15 protein-coding genes are annotated in these 18,046 nt (G+C 65.5%); 8 read left to right on the top strand and 7 right to left on the bottom strand.

Annotated features, from left to right (window positions below):
- Window positions 1–235: 235 nt before the first annotated feature.
- The gene (locus tag CXY83_RS07090; RefSeq protein ID WP_369831135.1) at window positions 236–1,117 is read left to right on the top strand and encodes an oxygenase MpaB family protein; all 882 of its coding nucleotides are present in this window, start codon (window positions 236–238) and stop codon (window positions 1,115–1,117) included.
- Between the two features lie 151 nt (window positions 1,118–1,268).
- On the opposite strand, the gene CXY83_RS07085 is transcribed toward CXY83_RS07090, so the two are convergent.
- Together CXY83_RS07085 and CXY83_RS07080 are read right to left on the bottom strand one after the other, a co-directional pair.
- Complete coding sequence (locus tag CXY83_RS07085; RefSeq protein WP_104196675.1) at window positions 1,269–2,552, bottom strand: M18 family aminopeptidase; 1,284 nt, start codon at window positions 2,550–2,552, stop codon at window positions 1,269–1,271.
- 50 nt (window positions 2,553–2,602) lie between these two features.
- Window positions 2,603–3,337, bottom strand: a complete 735-nt coding sequence (locus CXY83_RS07080; RefSeq protein WP_104196674.1) for a hypothetical protein — start codon at window positions 3,335–3,337, stop codon at window positions 2,603–2,605.
- A gap of 213 nt (window positions 3,338–3,550) precedes the next feature.
- Here CXY83_RS07080 and CXY83_RS07075 point away from each other — a divergent pair, with 213 nt between their 5' ends.
- From CXY83_RS07075 to CXY83_RS07060, 4 genes are all read left to right on the top strand, one after another.
- Window positions 3,551–5,692: an ATP-dependent DNA helicase RecQ gene (locus tag CXY83_RS07075; protein ID WP_104196673.1), complete on the top strand. Its 2,142-nt coding sequence runs from the start codon at window positions 3,551–3,553 to the stop codon at window positions 5,690–5,692.
- A gap of 142 nt (window positions 5,693–5,834) precedes the next feature.
- Window positions 5,835–6,623: an amino acid ABC transporter substrate-binding protein gene (locus tag CXY83_RS07070; RefSeq protein ID WP_104196672.1), complete on the top strand. Its 789-nt coding sequence runs from the start codon at window positions 5,835–5,837 to the stop codon at window positions 6,621–6,623.
- Window positions 6,624–6,635: 12 nt separating this feature from the next.
- Complete coding sequence (locus tag CXY83_RS07065; protein ID WP_104196671.1) at window positions 6,636–7,304, top strand: amino acid ABC transporter permease; 669 nt, start codon at window positions 6,636–6,638, stop codon at window positions 7,302–7,304.
- Complete coding sequence (locus tag CXY83_RS07060; protein WP_104196670.1) at window positions 7,291–8,160, top strand: amino acid ABC transporter ATP-binding protein; 870 nt, start codon at window positions 7,291–7,293, stop codon at window positions 8,158–8,160. The genes CXY83_RS07065 and CXY83_RS07060 overlap by 14 nt, the downstream gene beginning before the upstream one ends.
- A 25-nt stretch (window positions 8,161–8,185) precedes the next feature.
- Here CXY83_RS07060 and CXY83_RS07055 read toward each other — a convergent pair whose 3' ends face one another.
- The 5 genes from CXY83_RS07055 to CXY83_RS07035 all read right to left on the bottom strand — a co-directional run bounded on the left by CXY83_RS07055 (window position 8,186) and on the right by CXY83_RS07035 (window position 14,041).
- Complete coding sequence (locus tag CXY83_RS07055) at window positions 8,186–8,482, bottom strand: hypothetical protein (RefSeq protein ID WP_104196669.1); 297 nt, start codon at window positions 8,480–8,482, stop codon at window positions 8,186–8,188.
- Window positions 8,479–8,826 (bottom strand): hypothetical protein, encoded by a 348-nt coding sequence (locus tag CXY83_RS07050; protein WP_104196668.1) that lies wholly within the window; start codon window positions 8,824–8,826, stop codon window positions 8,479–8,481. Before CXY83_RS07050 ends, CXY83_RS07055 begins: the two co-directional genes overlap by 4 nt.
- Before the next feature lie 344 nt (window positions 8,827–9,170).
- Window positions 9,171–9,710 (bottom strand): hypothetical protein, encoded by a 540-nt coding sequence (locus CXY83_RS07045; protein WP_104196667.1) that lies wholly within the window; start codon window positions 9,708–9,710, stop codon window positions 9,171–9,173.
- Window positions 9,711–9,857: 147 nt separating this feature from the next.
- Window positions 9,858–12,863 carry an AAA family ATPase gene (locus CXY83_RS07040; RefSeq protein ID WP_104196666.1) on the bottom strand — a complete coding sequence of 1,002 codons (3,006 nt, stop codon included), beginning with the start codon at window positions 12,861–12,863 and terminating at the stop codon, window positions 9,858–9,860.
- The gene (locus CXY83_RS07035; RefSeq protein WP_104196665.1) at window positions 12,860–14,041 is read right to left on the bottom strand and encodes an exonuclease SbcCD subunit D C-terminal domain-containing protein; all 1,182 of its coding nucleotides are present in this window, start codon (window positions 14,039–14,041) and stop codon (window positions 12,860–12,862) included. Before CXY83_RS07035 ends, CXY83_RS07040 begins: the two co-directional genes overlap by 4 nt.
- 195 nt (window positions 14,042–14,236) lie before the next feature.
- Between CXY83_RS07035 and CXY83_RS07030 the strand changes: the two genes are divergently transcribed.
- From CXY83_RS07030 to CXY83_RS07020, 3 genes are read left to right on the top strand one after another with little or no spacing between them, the layout of a single operon-like run.
- Window positions 14,237–15,025 carry a DeoR/GlpR family DNA-binding transcription regulator gene (locus CXY83_RS07030; protein WP_104196748.1) on the top strand — a complete coding sequence of 263 codons (789 nt, stop codon included), beginning with the start codon at window positions 14,237–14,239 and terminating at the stop codon, window positions 15,023–15,025.
- Window positions 15,022–16,023, top strand: a complete 1,002-nt coding sequence (locus CXY83_RS07025) for a 1-phosphofructokinase family hexose kinase (protein ID WP_104196664.1) — start codon at window positions 15,022–15,024, stop codon at window positions 16,021–16,023. The genes CXY83_RS07030 and CXY83_RS07025 overlap by 4 nt, the downstream gene beginning before the upstream one ends.
- Window positions 16,020–18,026 (top strand): fructose-specific PTS transporter subunit EIIC, encoded by a 2,007-nt coding sequence (locus CXY83_RS07020; RefSeq protein ID WP_104196663.1) that lies wholly within the window; start codon window positions 16,020–16,022, stop codon window positions 18,024–18,026. Before CXY83_RS07025 ends, CXY83_RS07020 begins: the two co-directional genes overlap by 4 nt.
- Window positions 18,027–18,046 lie beyond the last annotated feature (20 nt).

Here is an 18,046-nt window from a genome sequence, read left to right as displayed (position 1 = left end):
CGAACCGGCGTACCAGCTTCGGAGGACCGGCTTTCCGCGCAGCCGAAACGCAATTCATCATCCGTTCAACCGTCGCGAACGGCGCACCCCGTAGACCTGGTCAGCTAGCGTCTCCGCGCGTCATCTGCGACGACGACCCGCTAACCTGGCAGCCGCTTACGGCGGTCGTCCAGCGAGGCAGGGCTACCATCCGGATATGGGCAGATTCACGGATAGCTGGCGCTCGCATCTCTTAGTGACCCTCTCGGGGAACAGCGAGGGGCGACCGAAATGGGTCGGCCAGATTGCCACGGGAGACAACGCTGGCTTCTTCGGCCCGGGAAGTGCTGCCTGGACCGTGCATGGTGGCATGGCAACCATGGTCGCCGGCATTCGCGCTCTCCTCATGCAAACCCTGCATCCGGGCGCCATGGCCGGCGTGCACGACTGGTCGCGGTACCACGAAGACCCGCTCGGCCGCCTCTCCGGCACCATCCAATGGCTCATCACGGTCACCTTCGCCGATACCGTTGTCGCTGAGCGGGAATCGGGACGGGTCGCGCACTTTCACGACCGGGTGATCGGCACCTATCTCGATGCTCGAGGCGAGGAACGGCCCTATGCCGCCGCCGACCCCGAGCTTCTGTCGTGGGTACACGTCGTCTTCACCGACGCTTTTCTGCAATCCCACCTGCTGTGGGGCACAGCTATTCCCGGGGGCGCCGATCGTTACGTCGACGAATGGGCGACTGCCGGCGAACTCGTCGGCGTGCGGAATGCCCCGCATTCGGCGGCCGAGCTTGCCGCGCAACTCGAAGCCTTTCGCAGCGCCGGAACGCTCAAGAGCGACGCCCGTGTGGCCGAAGCGGTACGGTTCATCCGTTACCCACCGCTCAGCCGCGGGATGCTGCCGTTCTACCGCATCATGTTCGCTGGCGCCGTCGCGTCGATCCCCCGCGAGTATCGCGACATGCTCGGCCTGAAACGATCTTTCCTGCCCACGATCTGGGGTACCCGATTGGTCCTCGGTGTCGTGGGCGCTCTGCTTGGTCCCTCGTCAACCTCAGAGGATGCCGCCCGGACGCGGCTCGCACGCATCGCCGCAACGAAACAGCTGGAGCGCCCCAGCGCGCCGTAACTCCACCGGTCACTCAATCGACAGCGCGTCCTGCCGTCGCTGGGCGCGACGCCGCACTCCCAGCAGCAGAATCACCGTGATGGCCAACGCTGCGCTCAGGTACAGCGTGACGGCGACGGTGATGGTCGCCCAAGACGGGGCCCTGCACAGATCAGACCTCGGGTGCGAAGAAAGCTGCGGTCGCTGCTGCGAGCGACTGCGGATCGTTGACGTGGCACATTTCCCGGGCCGAGTGCATCGACAGAAGCGGCACGCCGACATCCACGACCCGGATGCCCAACCGGGTCGCCGTCAGCGGCCCGATGGTCGAACCGCAGGGAACGGTGTTGTTCGAGACGAACTCCTGATACTCCACGTTCGCCCGGGCACAGGTGCGCGCCCAGAGGGCCGCGCCATGGGCATCTGTCGCATAGCGCTGGTTCGCATTGATTTTCAGTAACGGGCCGCCGCCGAGAATGGGCTGGTTGGCCGGATCGTGGCGCTCGGGGTAGTTCGGGTGCACGGCATGGCCTGCATCAGCGGAGAGGCACCACGATTGTGCGTAGGCCTGCAGCCGCTCCGACCCGGTCGCGCCGAGGCCGTGACCGATGCGGGTGAGAATGTCATCCAGAAACGGCCCGCTGGCGCCGGAGCGGGACTGCGAACCGAGCTCTTCATGGTCGAAGGCGGCGAGCACATTGATCGAGCCCCCCATTGTCAGGTGGCTGGTCGCGATGAGCGCGTGCAGGCCCGCATAGACCGACGAGAGATTGTCGAGACGGCCGGCGGCGAACAGTTTGTCGCCGAGGCCGAAAGCAGCCGGCGGGTTGGTGTCGGCGGTGAGAATGTCGTAACCGGCGACATCCGCTGCCCGAAGCCCGGCCAGGCCCGCCAGGTGGGCTACCAGGTCTGCCTCGGATTCCCCGCCGACTCCGAAGACGGGCGTGAGGTGGCGTTGCCGGTCGAGGGTCAGGCCATTGTTCACGTCGCGGTCGAGGTGCACGGCGAGTTGTGGAATGCGCAAAAACGGTCCGGTACGCACGAGGTGCTCGGTGCCCTGCCGGGTGACCAGCCGACCGGCGAGTTCAAGCTCGCGATCAAGCCACGAATTCTGCAGCGGCCCGCCGTAGACCTCGACTCCGGCCTGCAACCAGCCGTGTGAGCTGATCGTGGGTTTGGGCTTGAGCTTGAAACCCGGGGAGTCGGTGTGGGCGCCGAGAATGCGAAACGGTGTCGTCGGCCCGGCCCCGGCCGGCTGCGACCAGGCGATGACAGCGCCATCACGAACGACGTAGTATCCAGCGGCCTCGTCGATCGTCCACTTCTCCGGCTCATCCAGCCGGATGAAGCCGGCCGAGTGCAGCCGCCGGGCCACTTCTGCAGCGGCGTGGTACGACGACGGTGACGCTTGCAGAAAGGCGGAAAAATCGGCGATGTAGTCGAGTGTTGCGTCCATGCATCCATCCAACCACCCGCGCAGGGGCAGCGGATGCCGCGGGCTTGCTCCTACTCGGCGGGCGCGTCGGCCTGCAACGCAGCGCGCGCGAAAGCGGCGCCGCCGACGGTGACCGTGCCGCGGTCGCCGTGCCACGCCTCGGTCTGCTCGAACACTCCGAGTCGGTCGAGTAGGCGCCATTTCGTGTCGACGAGGTGCCAGACCGACTGCGTCGTCGGTTCCTGGCCGTCGAACTGTACCCAGCCGAGCGAACCGAGCGAGCGCGACAGGGTTGTGAGGTAGTCCTCGCGTCGCGCTAGGCCGCGGGTCGCAACGAACAACAGCAACAGACGGGTGGCGTCACCCACGGCCGGTGTGCGGCTGTGGTGAATGGTGCTGGCGAGGTACCACCAGAGTTCACGGGGGGTGCCGGAGAGGGAGCGACCCTTCTTGGTGAGCACGAGCGTCCCCTTGCTGACCCGCAGCAGCCCGACGTCGCGCAGGTGGCCGCGCAGTTCCTGCAACGGACGCAGGTGCGCCTCGCGGTTCACGCTGATCGGCCAACCCCAGTCGAGCTCGGCCGATGCTTCAAGGACGACCGAAGGCGGCAGGTTTCCCGCCTTGGTCAAACGGATGCCGTCGGCCCCGACCCGGGTCAGGATCCACTGCGCCGGGGCCACCATGCGGGCCATGGCCCGCTCCTGCAGCAGGATCGGATCTTTCACCCGAGCCTGCCCGATGAGTCGGCGAAAACCGACAACGGCCTGTTCCGGCAGCCGCGTTTCGATCTCCTGAATCACGTTCACCCACCGAGCCTACTGAGCGATCCCGCTCGAAGGTGGCGAATGCCCTGCGACACGCGCTGCAGACCCAGCCCGCGCCGCCATGCGCCCAGAAAGCACCACATGTACGCTGTGGAGCAACGGCGTTTCGGTGGGTAGCGCCAGGCGAGTCGACCAGCGATCAGTATCGCGAGAATACGGAACGGGGTTGTCGGTGGCATCTGGCACCCTTGAAGGATGACCGACACCCGCGAATCCGCTCTGGCCATTCTGCGCACCCTGGTGGGGCGAGCCGACGCCGACTTCCATGACGGACAATTCGAGGCCATCGAAACCCTGGTCGACCACCGTCGCCGCGCGCTCGTCGTGCAGCGCACCGGGTGGGGCAAATCGGCCGTGTACTTTGTCGCGACCCTGCTGCTGCGACGCCAGGGCGCTGGCCCGACCATTTTGGTCTCGCCGCTGCTCGCCCTGATGCGTGACCAGGTCGCCGCCGCGGCCCGTGCCGGGGTGCGGGCGGTGTCGATTAACTCGTCGAACGCGCACGAGTGGAACGATGTGCGGCTCCTGCTCGACGCCGACGAGGTCGACGTGCTGTTGGTATCGCCCGAACGCCTGAACAATCCCTCTTTCCGCGATGAGCAGCTGCCCGCCCTGATTTCCCGCGTTGGACTGCTCGTGGTCGATGAGGCGCACTGCATCTCCGACTGGGGCCACGATTTTCGCCCGGACTACCGCCGCCTGCGTGACCTGATCGCCCAGATGCCGGCCGGCGTGCCCGTGCTCGCCACCACGGCCACCGCCAACAGCCGGGTCGTGCAGGATGTCGCGGAGCAGGTTGGCATGGTCGCCACCGGCTTCGATGGCGCCATCGCCGGAACCGCTGAAGTCGTCACCATTCGCGGTCCACTCGCCCGCTCGTCGCTGCGGCTCGGTGTGCTGCGCCTGCCCGATTCGCGGGCGCGCCTCGCCTGGCTGCTCAGCCACCTCGGCGACCTGCCCGGCAGCGGTATCATCTATACCCTCACCGTGGCGGCTGCCGAAGACACCGCCCGGCTGCTGCGGGAGGCCGGTCACGCGGTGCGCGCCTACACCGGCCAGACGGACACGGCCGAACGCGAAGAATCCGAGGAGTTACTCAAGACCAACCAGGTCAAAGCCCTCATCGCCACGAGCGCCCTCGGAATGGGATTCGACAAACCCGACCTTGGCTTCGTGCTGCACCTGGGCGCGCCGTCCTCCCCCGTTGCCTACTACCAGCAGGTTGGCCGCGCCGGCCGTGCCACCGCCTCGGCCGATGTATTGCTGCTGCCCGGCGCCGAAGATGAGGCCATCTGGCACTATTTCGCCACCGCCTCAATGCCCAATCAGGCCAAGGCCCTCGCCGTGGTCGGCGCACTCGAAGCCGCTGGCGCTCCCTTATCCACACCGGCGCTTGAAGCCCGGGTCGACCTGAAACGCACGCCGCTCGAGCTACTGCTCAAGGTGCTCGACGTCGACGGCGCGGTGCACCGGGTCACAGGCGGCTGGCAGTCCACCGGGCAGCCCTGGGTCTACGACAAGGAGCGTTACGAACGCATCGCTGCCGCCCGGCTCGGTGAGCAGCAGGCCATGCTCGAATTCGAAACCACCAGTGGATGCCGCATGGAGTTTCTGCAGCGCGCCCTCGACGATGAGACTGCGGTGGCGTGCGGTCGTTGTGATAATTGCCAGGGCGCCTGGTACCCGACTGATGTGGCCGAGGGAGCCGTGGCGACGGCCACGCAATCGCTCGATCGCGTCGGCGTCGCCATCGATGTGCGTGCGCAGTGGCCCACCGGCATGAGCAGCCTCGGTGTCGCGGCCTCCGGCAAGATTGCGCTCGGCGAACGCGCCGAGCCCGGCCGCGCGCTGGCCCGCCTGACCGACCTCGGCTGGGGTGGTCCGCTGCGGAACCTATTCGACGCCCAGGCAGCGGATGCCGCCGCCCCACCGGCCCTTCTGGCCGCCTGTGTGCGGGTGCTCGCCGAGTGGGGGTGGGCAGAGCGTCCGGCAGCCATCGTCTCGATGCCGTCGCGGCGGCATCCGCTCCTCATCGATTCGGTGGCACGATCGTTATCCGACGTCGGTCGGTTGCCCTTGCTCGGCGCCCTGGACTGCGTGAACGGAGGCCCCACCGGGGAGCCGGGCGGCAACAGCGCCTACCGGCTATCCAGCGTGTGGGACCGCTTCGCTGTTGGCGCCGAGCTGGCTGAGGCACTCGCTGCGTTCGACGGCCGCCCCATTTTGCTGATCGACGATCTCGCCGACAGCCGGTGGACCGTGACCGTGGCAAGTCGGGTGCTGCGACGGCACGGCGCATCGGCAGTGCTCCCGTTCGCCCTGGCCCTGCGTTCGTAGCCCTTATATTAGATGTAGCCGGAATAACTGCGCCTTGCAGCTCCTTGACAACCTACAGAAGGCGCTACCCGCGACTTCCGCAACTCCGGGGCAGCACCCGCACGACTCGCGCTCCCCATCTAGCTCGTTAGGCGTACTTTTCATGAAGCTCAGACTCATTCCGGCTGCCCTGCTCAGTGTCGTTGCCCTCGCCCTCACCGGCTGCTCCGCGCCGAGCGCCACCGACGAGTCGCTGAGCAGTGTGCTCGACTCGGGCACCCTCACGATCGGCACCGAGGGCACCTATCGGCCGTTCTCGTTCCATGAAGGCGGTTCGGGTGAGCTCACTGGCTACGATGTCGAGGTGGCGCGAGCTGTCGCCGCCGAGCTCGGCGTCGACGCCGCGTTCGAAGAAACCCAGTGGGATGCCATTTTCGCCGGCCTCACCGCCGGCCGCTGGGACATGATCGCCAACCAGGTGTCGATCACCCCGGAACGCGTGGGCTCGTACGAGTTCTCCACGCCCTACACCTACTCCACCGGCGTCATCGTCGTTCCCGCCGACAATACGTCGATCACGTCGTTCGCCAGCCTCAAGGGCCTCACCACGGCGCAGTCGTTGACCAGCAACTGGAACACGCTGGCCACCGAGAGCGGCGCGACCGTCGAAGCCGTCGAGGGCTGGGCCCAATCGGTCACCCTGGTCGAGCAGGGTCGAGTGGATGCCACAGTCAACGACAAACTGACCTTCCTCGATTACCAGAAGTCCACCGGCGCCGACAACCTGAAAATCGCCGCCGAGACGACGGAACGTTCGGAGAGTGCCTTCGCCTTCGCGAAAGACGGCACCGCGCTGGCCGAGGCCGTGAGCGACGCGCTCGCGACCCTCACCGCCGACGGAACGCTCGCCGAGCTCTCCGGCAAGTACTTCGGCGCCGACGTCAGCCAATAGCTCGACTATTCGATGATTCAGCCTGATTGGGAGTTGTTCGTCGGCTCGCTCTGGCCACTGCTGGACGGCGCCGTGCGGGGCACGATCCCCCTTGCCCTGACGTCGTTCGCGATCGGCCTCGTGCTCGCTCTCGTTCTCGCTCTCATGCGGTTATCGGCGAAGCGTTGGGTGTCGGGCATCGCTCGCGGCTATATCTCGATCGTGCGCGGCACCCCCCTGCTCGTGCAGCTGTTCGTGATCTTCTACGGACTGCCGTCGGTCGGCGTGACCATCGAGCCGTGGCCAAGCGCTGTAATCGCCTTCTCCATCAACGTCGGCGGTTATGCCGCCGAAGTCATCCGCGCAGCGATTCTTTCCGTGCCGAAGGGCCAGTGGGAAGCCGCCTACATGATCGGCATGTCCCACCGTCGGGCCCTCGCCCGCATTATCCTGCCGCAGGCTGCCCGGGTTTCGGTGCCGCCCCTGTCGAATACGTTCATCAGCCTGGTCAAGGACACCTCACTCGCCTCCCTGATTCTGGTCACCGACCTATTCCGTGAGGCGCAACAGATCACGGCCTTCAGTCAGAAATTCATGCTGATCTACCTCGAAGCAGCCCTCATCTACTGGGTTATCTGCCTGGTGCTGTCCACCGGGCAGAGTTTTCTCGAGAAGCGATTGGACCGCTATGTCGCCCGCTGATCCCCCCACGACGACCGGCCAAACAGAGGCTGCGGCATCCGCTGCCCTGCTTCGTGTGCGCGGACTACAGAAGAGTTTCGGCAGCAATCGGGTGCTGGAGTCGGTCGACCTCACCGTAGGCCGCGGCCGGGTGCTGGCCCTGATCGGTCCGTCCGGCTCCGGTAAGACCACAATTTTGCGGTGCCTGAACGGACTGGAGCTTCCCGACGGCGGCACCATCGAGGTCGCCGCTGCAGTAATTGTTGACCGGGCTGGTGGCGGCACCGCTAGCGGCAGGGGCCCCGCGTCGTCCGCGTCGGTGACCATTGACTTCGCCGCGAAGACCTCGCCGAAAGCGCTCGGCGCCTTGCGTGACAGGTCGGCCATGGTCTTTCAGCACTACAACCTTTTTCCGCATAAAACCGTGTTGCAGAACGTGATCGAAGGACCGGTCATCGTGCAACGCCGCCCGGTCGCCGAGGTTACGGCCGAGGCGCTCGCCCTTCTCGCACGGGTCGGCCTGACAGACAAGCAGGGCAGCTTTCCGTTCGAACTCTCCGGCGGCCAGCAGCAGCGGGTCGGCATTGTGCGGGCCCTCGCGCTGCGCCCGCAGCTGCTCTTGTTCGACGAGCCGACCTCGGCCCTCGATCCGGAGCTCGTGGGCGATGTGCTGCGCCTGATCAAGGAGCTGGCCGACGAAGGCTGGAGCATGGTCATCGTCACGCATGAACTCGAATTCGCCCGCGAGGTCGCGCATGAGATCGCCTTCGTGGACGGCGGCGTCATCGTCGAGCATGGCGAGCCGAAGAAGTTGCTGCGGCACCCGGAGCAGGAACGCACCCGCCAGTTTTTGCACCGGCTGCTCCACCCGTTCTAGGGCGTAACAGCCGACACGGAAAGATCTAGGGGTGTGGCGTGATGATCACAACGGTGATGCGGTCAAGGCCGGGGCCGTAGTGCCAGTAGATGCGGCCGGCGGTCGGGGTGCGATGTTCGATATACGAGTCCCAGACCGCCTCGCCCTTCTTACCAGCTAGCGACACGTATCTGTGCGAGCGCAATGCGGGATCGTCGGGGTTGAGCTGCAGCCGTCCGAGAGCAGTGCGCACCCGCTTCAGCCGACCGACCAGTTGAGGTTTCGTTTCGAGGATGGATAATCCTGACGCCGCTTCCCGTGTGAGTAAGAGCGTAAAGCTCATGACTGGGGCTCGGCGGGAGCGACTGACTCATCGACCGCGTGCTCCTCACCGGCGAACCGGGTGAAGTCGCCACCCTCGCTGGTATCTTCCTTGCTGCTGTGTTCGAGGCCGCGCACCAAAGCGGCACGGATGCCTTCGTCGTCCCAGACCAGAAGCTCACGACGCGGGATAGACACGAGCGGGGTCAGGAGAATCTCACCCTCGGCGTTCACTGCTACGGCATACCGGTCGTCCCGGTGCACACCCGCCTTGCCGAAAGCCATTCTCGAACGCTCATCGGCACACACCTCGCCCATCGGAATGAAATCCGATTTGAGTTCCGTCGTCTTCTTCAGTTCCACCATCGTCTTCACCCGATCACTTGGTGGCCCGCACCGGCCCGAGTAAATCACCGAGACCGATCCATGCCTGTCTGAAAGTGAGATTACCCCATATTCACATGTGGGTAAACCCCTAATCAAAAGATCGCGACTTAGTTTGGTGAGCCGCGAAACGTGATTGCCGGTCGAAATCGTGCAAAGCAAGAAGGACCAGTCCGTTCGCAAGGACACCAGGTCTGGTCAGAACAATTGTAATATACAACGCCGCAGGCGGGCGCTCAAGGGCCACGTCAACCTTTTCCGTTGCGGGATTCACTCAAGCGGGTTGTGACCGGTCGGACGGCAGGAGGATAGCGAGACAATCGCGGTTATCGAGAAAAAGCGGCTCCGCCCCGTATCGCCGGTCGCTTTCCGGTCCGGCGCGCCACGTCCGGGTACGGCGAGTTGCCGGCCCGCTCCAGCAGATAGCGCGTCACCGTGTTCCAGTCGGGAAACAGTGGGGTCAGAAACTTGATCAATTCGCCCTCAAACCGGTCAGCGCCAACGGCCGATCCGTCGTCGACGAGAAAGTCGCCGCGATTGAGATGCTTGTGGTGCGACAGAATGAGCCGTTTGTAGGCCGGCCCACCGGCCTCTGCTCCGAGGTGTTCCTGCACCCACTCAAGCTTGTGTTGCCAGGCACTCGCGTTACCCCACGGGGCCATCGAAAGAATATACGTATCGAACGATTGGGCGAGGGTGTGAAAAGCGTCGATGGCACCGCTGATCGGTTCCATCCGGGCGAAAATTCCAGGCACTTCGTCGAGTCTTTTCTCATAGCGCGAGTACTCGGCATTGGTGAGTCGATCGATTCCCGACTGCACATTGACGAGGGTGTTATCGAGGTCGATATAGAGGATCTTTTTCATTCGGGCTCCCTGGCAGGCTCGCTTCGTTGCGGTCACGCTCCGATCGTGACAGGCTCACCACTGATCGGCAATGGCCAAAGCCCTCCATTTCCTCAGCTCGGCCGCCCCGCACGGCCATTGGACAGCCAGAGTACGGCCTGTGAAAAGTCATTCGATCGGGGTGTCGGCCTCGATCCGGCTGTATCCCTGATCGGTGACCGAGATGCGCAGCGTCGCCGGAATCTGCTCTTTCATTGAGTCAACGTGGCTGATCAGGCCGATCGTGCGTCCGCCGGCGCGCAGGGTGTCAAGGGTACTCATGGCCGTCTCGAGGGTCTCGCTGTCGAGCGAGCCGAAGCCCTCGTCGACGAACAGGGTATCGAGGGTGATACCACCCGCTTGCCCGGTGACCACCTCGGCTAGCCCGAGCGCGAGTGCGAGAGAAGCAAGGAATGTTTCACCCCCGGATAGCGAATGCGTTGGCCGGGCGCGACCGGTGAACTCATCTCGGATCGCCAGCCCCAGCCCGGACCGAGCGCCACCCTTCACGCGCGAGTCATCGTGTTCAAGGGTGTAGCGTTCGCTTGTCATCGTGCGCAGGCGCACGTTCGCCGCCACGACGATTTCTTCCAGCTGGGCGGCCAGGACATAGGTCTCCAGACGCATCCGTTTCGTGTTCGGTTCGTCGCCCTGCACGACATCGGCTAGCGCACGCACCTGAAAGTGCTGGTCTATCAGGTCAGCGGATGCCGCAAATCGCGTCGTGACTCTCTGCACGAGCGCTTGCAGCTGGCCGGCACGTTCGGCGAGCGAGCTGTGCGAGCTCACAGCGTCATCGCGCGCGTTGCTCGCGGCTTCGAAGGCTCGCAGGGACGGCTCGAGATCGATCGGATCTGAGGGAAGATCGACCAGCTCAGGATCGGCCACAGCCGCCAGGGCTGCTGCACGTTGGTCGTCATAGGACCGCACGGCGTTCGCCAGCTGGATGGCCTGGCCCTCGTCAAGCCGCGCCCCGGACGCCGTCTCCTCATCGTCGAAGTCTTCCTCCGCCAGCTGGTTCGCGAGGTCGAGAGTGGACGCATCACGGGCATCGGCGCGTTGCCGGCTGAGTATGAGGGCGTCACTTAGTGCGCGCGCGCAGTCCAGCTCGTGCTGCAGTGCGCGTACTTGATCGGTCACGGTACCGCTTGCACCACGCTGCGCGCCCACGCGGGCCGTGAGCAGGTCGCGCTGCCCAGATCGCTCGCTATGGGTATCGGCCGCCATATCGCGCGCTGCACGGAGGCTCACCAAGGCAGCCGAAGCGGTGGTCTGGGACTGCCGAAGGTCGACTTGTTCGTGCCGAAGCCCGCCGATCAGGTCAGCAGCCGTGCGCGCGGTGGCCAACCGGGCACGGGCAGCAACGCACTCGGTTCGCAGTTCACCGACGCTTCGCTGCCCGGCCAGCGCCTGCGCCTGCCCGAGACGATTCGTCAGCGACGTCGAGGTCTCCTGGGCATCGGTCAGCTCCTGTTGGCGGCCCTGCATATTCAGGCGGGCCGTGGTGAGGTCGGCTGGGGTGACCAGCTCGCCCTCCGCTGCTGCCGGAGCAGGGTGTTCGATGGCCCCGCAGACCGCACAGGGATGACCTTCGACCAGACGGCTGGCTAGTTCAGACGCCTGCCCGGCGAACCGGCGGGTCACGAGCGCCTCGTAGTCGACAGCGGCTGCCGCGTTGTCACGACTGCGCTCCAACAGTTGCGTGTCTGCCGTGGCCAATTCCTGCAGCAAAACCCCCACGTCTTCGGCGGCCGCAAACCCGATTTCAGCGCGGCGCAAGGCCTCAGCGGCGTCTGTCGTTCCGGCTGCGGCGAGGGTTGCCGCCGTGAGTTGCTCGCCGACGAAATCAATCTGCTGGGGCAGCTCATCGATTCGCTGCTGGGCACGCGTCAGGCTATCAGTGTGGCCGGCAAGCGCGTCAAACAAGGCTGTGATCTCTCGGTTCAGCGCTGGGAGCTGTTTTTCTTCCGCGAGCACCTCTGCCAGCGCTCCGAGCCGTCCTACGAGGGCATCCATGATCGGACGAAGCGCCCGCTGCGAATCGCCACCGCTGTCCCTGGCACCGTTATCACTGGCACCGCTGTCACTGGCACCGCTGTCGCCAAAAGGCAACCAAGCGATCCTGGCCGTGGTTTCATCGGCCAGGGCTGTCTGCCATTCACGAGTCGCGGCCCGGCTAGTCCGAATATGCGGCCAGACCCGTGCCGCACGGGCCGCGCGCAGCAGCGTGCCGCGTTGCTCCTCGACCGCGGCGTGGCGGCTCTCGAGGGTGGCAAGAGCGGTGTCGGCCAGAACGCGCCGCGCCTGACGTCGCTGGGTCTCCGTTGCCGCTCTATGTTCCTCGCTTACAGCGGACAGCCGAGCAGCCGCACGGGTCGCCTCCGCCGAGGCGATGTCGACTGCGCTATTCAGGCCGGCCAGAGCGTCACGGAACCAGCCGAGGTCGGGCGCGACTGGTGCTTCGGAAAGTCGAAGCTGATGCAGGGCAGCGGTGGTCTGTTCCGCGACATCACGCTGGACGTCAGCGAGCCGGTCGTCGAGTGACTTGCGGCGCAGCACGAGCGCGGTTTCCAGTCGTTCGAACCGGGTGGTTCCGAACAGGCTGCGCAGCACGGCACGCCGTTCATCGGTTTTGGCCAGGAGAAAATATTGGAACCGGTTCTGGGCGAGCAGGATCACCTGGAGGAATTGGTCGGCCTTCAAGGGCAGGATCGCGCTCAGTTCAAGGCCGACGGCTTGCACCTTGGCCGCACTCGCCCGCCATTCGGTGCCGTGCAGAACATAAAGCACAGCAGTGGCGGCTGCCGTGGTGGTTCCAGTGCCCTTCTTCTTAGCTCGTTCATACTCCGGGGTGCGGAACAGACGGTAATCACGCCCGCGCAGGCTGAAGTCGAGTTCGACATAGGTGGGATCATCGGGCTCACAGTAGTCGCTGCGCAACGGCTGCTTTCCGTCGGGAAACCGCGGCACCTTGTCATACAGAGCGAAACAAATGGCGTCGAGGATACTGGATTTACCGGCGCCGGTTTTACCGGTGATGAGGAAGATTCCGTCGGCATCAAAGCGCTCAAAATCGACGACCTGTTCGTTCTTGAACGGTCCGAACCCGGCCAGACGCAGTCGCTTGATCTTCATGCGTTCACCTCCTTCGCATTCTGTTCGTTCAGCAGTTCTGCGATCAACGCCCTTTCAAACTCGCTGGGCCCGACCCCATTGCGCACGAACGCCAAGAAGCCCGCCACGATCTCGGGATCACCCGTGGCCGCGCGAATACGCTCGGCGTAGGTGGAGCCATCCGCTTCGACTGTGAACGCTGGCCGGTGCTCGAGCGCAACCGCGTGCGCAAATCGGGAGTGAAGTGCGCGCATGGCGTCAAGCGGGCGCACCTGGTCGGTGAGGATGGCTTTGACCCAATCGCCCTCGTTGTCGGCATATGCCTCGTCAGCGAGCAGATCAGCGAGTTCACCGGAAAGAACGACGAGTCGGCGCGGAACGGGCAGGTCGACCCACTCGATCGGGCCGAGACCACCGGCATCGAGTTCGACCAGCCAGGCGCCGCGCGCCTTGCCGGCCTCGGCGAAGGAGTAGTGCAGCGGCGCCCCGGAGTAGCGCACCCGCTCGGTCAGAGTGGCCCGCCCGTGGATGTGGCCGAGGGCGACGTAGTCGCACCCGTCGAAAACCTGAAGCGGTACGACGTCGAGTCCGCCGGCGGTGATGTCGCGCTCCACATCGCTCGACTCGGTGGCCGGGGCGACGCCGGCCGCAAAGCAGTGCGAGAGTACGACGCTGCGGCCGCCGCACTCAGTGAGGCGGCGCAGTGCCAGATCGTCGCGAATCCGCGTCATGGCGAAATCGAGAACCTGTTCGTGCGTTTTCAGCGATACACCCGGGTGCAGGTGGCGAATGAGTGCGGGCTCGAGATACGGAATGCCATAAAAATGCACTGGGCCATGCTCGTCGGTGATGGTGATGGGTGAGGCGTATTGATCGGGCCGGGTCACAACGTGAATGCCGGCCAGTGCCGCCCACTCCGACTGGAAGCCGAGCCGAGTCGCCGAATCATGATTGCCGCTCGTCATCACAACGGAGGCCCCTGCCTCCTTCAACCGCCGCAACGTGTCGGTCAGCAGCGCATAGCTCTCTTTGGAGGGCATCGCGGAATCGAACACATCACCCGCCACCGCCACCACGTCGACAGCGCGTTCCGCCACCACCGCAACGAGGGCATCCAGCACGAGTCCCAGGTGCTCGAGCGTGGAATGGGTATGGAAGGTGCGCCCGATGTGCCAGTCCGAGGTGTGCAGGATCTTCATGCTATTTACGCTACCGGGGCCCACCGACAGCGCCGACCGGCGGAATCCGCTGGGCGCTGCTCGCTCCGAGTCGACCCTGCGGCCCATCGGTGATTCTTTGTTTTTCTTCTTTTTTTTTGACAAACAGAAATAAACGCAGGTAAAGTCAATGAAACCAAATTCGTGACTTCGTCACTCATCGTCGAGGAGGCTTTCGTGTTCGCCGAAGAACGTCAACTCTTAATCGCCGCTCTCGTGGCAACCGAGGGGCGAGTCAGCGTGACCGACCTCGCCTCGCGGTTCGCCATCACCGCTGAGACCGTGCGGCGCGACCTCGACACCCTTGAGGCCGCCCGACAGTTACGTCGCGTGCACGGCGGCGCCGTGGCCATCGATCGCCTGAGCCTGTCGGAGCCGAGCCTCGATGAACGCCAGACGCAGCGCCTCGACCAGAAGTCGCGCATTGCCGACACCGCGATGCGCATGATCCCCACCAGTCGCACCGGGTCGATCCTGCTCGACGCCGGCAGCACCACGGAGCGCCTCGCTGACCGTCTGGGTGGCTTCACGCCCGCGGTTGCTGGTGATCAGCTGCTCGTGGTCACGAATGCGGTGCCGATCGCCGGCAAACTCTCCCGCAACGAAGCGATCCAACTGCATATACTCGGTGGCCTCGTACGCGGATTGACCCGTGCCATCGTCGGTGCCGGCACCGTGGCGCAGCTCGGGGCACTGCGTCCTGATATCGCCTTCATCGGCACCAACGGCATCAGCGCAAGCTTCGGCCTGAGTACCCCGGACTCGGTCGAAGCGGCCGTCAAATCGGCCATCGTGCGGTCGGCCCGCCGCGTCGTCGTGCTCGCCGACTCCAGCAAACTCGACCAAGAGACGCTGGTCTGCTTTGCCGCCCTCGCAGCGATCGATACCCTGGTAACGGATGCTGCGCCATCCGCTCACCTGGCCGCCGCACTCGCCGCAGCCGACGTCGACGTGGTAATCGCATGATCGTCACCCTGACCCCCAACCCGAGCCTCGACCGCACCATCGAACTGGCCGGCCCGCTCGCGCGCGGCGAGGTGCAACGGGCGGTCGCCGCCCACGGCGAACCCGGCGGCAAAGGCGTCAACATCTGCCGCGCCCTCGAAACGAGTGGCATCAGAAGCCTCGCCATTCTGCCGGGCGACCCCGACGACCCGGTGCTGATCGCCCTGACCAGCCACGGGGTACCGCACCTCGGCCTGCCGATCGGCCAGCCGCTCCGCAGCAACGTCGCGATCACCGAACCCGACGGCACGACGACCAAAGTCAATGAACCCGGCCCGAGGCTGAGCCCGGACCAGCAGCGTGCACTCATCGACCTGGTGCTGGAGCAGGCGGTCGGCGCGAGCTGGCTCGTGCTGGCCGGGTCGGTTCCGCCCGGTGTGCCCGACGATTTCTACGCCCAGATCATTCGTGAGCTGCGCGCTCGGCTCGGCAGTGACGCACCGAAGGTCGCCGTGGATTCCTCGGGCGGCCCGCTCGCCGCAGCCGCGCTGGCTCACCCTGATCTGCTCAAGCCCAACGCTGAGGAACTCGCCGAGCTCAGCGGACTCTTCGACGGCGACACGCTCGAGGCGAACCCCGCGCGAGTGGTGGACGCGGCTCGCGTGCTCATCGCGGGCGGTGTCGGTGCCGTGCTCGCGACGCTCGGAGCGAAGGGTGCCGTACTCGTCACCGCCGAGGGCAGCTGGCTCGCTACCACTCCCCCGATGCGCGCCGTCAGCACTGTCGGCGCCGGCGACTCCGCCCTGGCCGGCTACCTGCTGCAGAGCAATCTCGGCGCGAGCGCCCCCTCCTGCCTGCGCCAAGCCACCGCGCACGGCGCCGCCGCAGCCTCCCTACCCGGTTCCACTGTTCCTGCCCTGCACCAAACCAACCCCAGCGCCGTCACCGTGACGGACCTTGCCCCAGCACCGGCCCCCCGGCTGGTACTGGCCACACATCCAAAGGAGGATGACCAGTGAGTGCACTGATTACCCCGGAGCTTGTCGCTCTGGACACCTATCTCGGTACCGAGCCGAAGGACGTCATTCGGCACCTGGCCGAGCTCGTCGTCGCGTCGGGTCGGGCCACGGAAATCGAGGCTCTGTACGCGGATGCCCTCGCCCGCGAGGCGAAGACCGCCACCGGCATCCCGGGGGGCCTCGCTATCCCGCACTGCCGCTCCACCGCCGTGCTGGAACCCACGCTCGCGCTCGCCCGCCTGTCGACCCCGGTCGATTTCGGCTCGAAAGACGGCCCGGCCGACCTCGTCTTTCTCATTGCAGCACCCGACGGCGCCGACCAGGAGCACCTGCAGATTTTGGCCAAGCTCGCCCGGTCGCTCATGAAGAAGGACTTCACCGCCGCGCTGCGCGATGCATCCAACACGCAGCAGATCGTCGAACTCGTCAACAACGTCGTCGCCCCGGTGGCCGTAGCAGCCGGCGCCCACGCCGCCACTGACAGTGCGAACACCGGTACCGGTTCAGCACAGACCGGCATGAAGCGAATCGTCGCCGTCACCGCCTGCCCGACCGGAATCGCGCACACCTACATGGCCGCCGATTCCCTGGTTGCCGCGGCCAAAGCGGTTGGAGTCGACCTCCAGGTGGAAACCCAGGGGTCAGCCGGCCTCACCCCGCTCGACCCCGCGGTCATCGCTGCGGCCGACGCCGTCATCTTCGCCGTCGACGTCGACGTGCGCGGCCGGGAACGCTTCGCTGGCAAGCCCGTCATCAACGCCCCGGTCAAGCGCGGCATCGACGAACCCGGCCGGTTGATCGAAGAGGCCCTCGCTGCTGCCCTCAACCCGAATGCCCGTCGGGTGAGCGGAACCGTTGACCAGAATGACGCGACGGAGAAGAGCGAGCACCTGGGCCAGAAGCTCAAGCGCGCGCTGCTCACCGGTGTCAGCTACATGATTCCCTTCGTCGCCGGCGGAGGGCTGCTCATCGCCCTCGGCTTTGCACTCGGCGGCTACGCGATCACGGAGGTAGCCGACGAGGTCGTGCTGAACAACAGCTTGTTCAACCTCCCCGACGGCGGCATGCTTACCTACCTCGGCGCTGTCTTCTTCAAGATCGGCGCCCTATCGATGGGCTTCCTCGTTCCGGCACTGGCCGGATACATCTCCTTCGCCATCGCCGACCGCCCCGGTATCGCACCGGGCTTCGTCGCCGGCTCCGTCGCCGGTTTCATGGGCGCCGGATTCCTCGGCGGCATCGTCGGCGGCCTGCTCGCCGGTATCGTGGCCGCGAGCTTCGCCAAGCTCAACGTTCCGCGCTGGCTGCGTAGCCTGATGCCCGTCGTGATCATTCCCCTCATCGCGTCGATCGTCGCCTCCGGTTTGATGTTCATCGTTCTCGGCGGGCCGATTGCCCTGCTCACCGTGGGACTGGGCGACTGGCTGAACGGCATGACCGGGGCATCCGCTGTGATTCTCGGTGTCATCCTGGGCCTCATGATGGCCTTCGACCTCGGTGGCCCGGTCAACAAGGTCGCCTACGCCTTCGCCGTCGCCGGCCTCGGCGCGGCAACCCTCGCCAACCAGGCGCCGTGGCAGATCATGGCCGCGGTCATGGCCGCCGGCATGGTGCCGCCGCTCGCGATGGCCCTCGCCACCGTTCTCGACAGGAAGCTGTTCAGCGTGACTGAGCGCGAGAACGGCAAGGCGGCGTGGCTGCTCGGTGCCTCGTTCATCTCCGAGGGCGCCATTCCGTTCGCCGCCGCCGACGTCTTCCGGGTGATTCCGGCCGCGATGCTCGGCGCCGCCGTCACCGGCGGGCTGTCGATGGCCTGGAACATCACGAGCAAGGCGCCGCACGGTGGAGTATTCGTGTTCTTCGCGATCGACAACTTCCTGCTGTTCCTGCTCGCCGTTGCGATCGGTACTGTTGTATCGGCGTTTGCCGTCGTCGGACTCAAGCGTTACGCGGTGCGGAAGCGCGCGGTCGATGCCCCGGAAGCCGTTCTCGTGAACGCGTAACCCGACAAGCATCAGACACG

The sequence above is a fragment of the Cryobacterium sp. M15 genome, assembly GCF_002929675.1.
GTDB lineage: Bacteria > Actinomycetota > Actinomycetes > Actinomycetales > Microbacteriaceae > Cryobacterium > Cryobacterium lyxosi.
The sequence above is the reverse complement of the archived record's forward strand: the minus strand, read 5'-3'. Positions and strand labels throughout refer to the sequence as shown.

Excerpts from the sequence above, each read along its gene's own strand:
- CXY83_RS07085 (WP_104196675.1), bottom strand. The coding sequence starts at position 2,552 with ATGGACGCAACACTCGACTACATCGCCGATTTTTCCGCCTTTCTGCAA.
- CXY83_RS07075 (WP_104196673.1), top strand. The coding sequence starts at position 3,551 with ATGACCGACACCCGCGAATCCGCTCTGGCCATTCTGCGCACCCTGGTG.
- CXY83_RS07070 (WP_104196672.1), top strand. The coding sequence starts at position 5,835 with ATGAAGCTCAGACTCATTCCGGCTGCCCTGCTCAGTGTCGTTGCCCTC.
- CXY83_RS07045 (WP_104196667.1), bottom strand. The coding sequence starts at position 9,710 with ATGAAAAAGATCCTCTATATCGACCTCGATAACACCCTCGTCAATGTG.
- CXY83_RS07055 (WP_104196669.1), bottom strand. The coding sequence starts at position 8,482 with ATGAGCTTTACGCTCTTACTCACACGGGAAGCGGCGTCAGGATTATCC.
- CXY83_RS07060 (WP_104196670.1), top strand. The coding sequence starts at position 7,291 with ATGTCGCCCGCTGATCCCCCCACGACGACCGGCCAAACAGAGGCTGCG.
- CXY83_RS07050 (WP_104196668.1), bottom strand. The coding sequence starts at position 8,826 with ATGGTGGAACTGAAGAAGACGACGGAACTCAAATCGGATTTCATTCCG.
- CXY83_RS07040 (WP_104196666.1), bottom strand. The coding sequence starts at position 12,863 with ATGAAGATCAAGCGACTGCGTCTGGCCGGGTTCGGACCGTTCAAGAAC.
- CXY83_RS07035 (WP_104196665.1), bottom strand. The coding sequence starts at position 14,041 with ATGAAGATCCTGCACACCTCGGACTGGCACATCGGGCGCACCTTCCAT.
- CXY83_RS07025 (WP_104196664.1), top strand. The coding sequence starts at position 15,022 with ATGATCGTCACCCTGACCCCCAACCCGAGCCTCGACCGCACCATCGAA.
- CXY83_RS07065 (WP_104196671.1), top strand. The coding sequence starts at position 6,636 with ATGATTCAGCCTGATTGGGAGTTGTTCGTCGGCTCGCTCTGGCCACTG.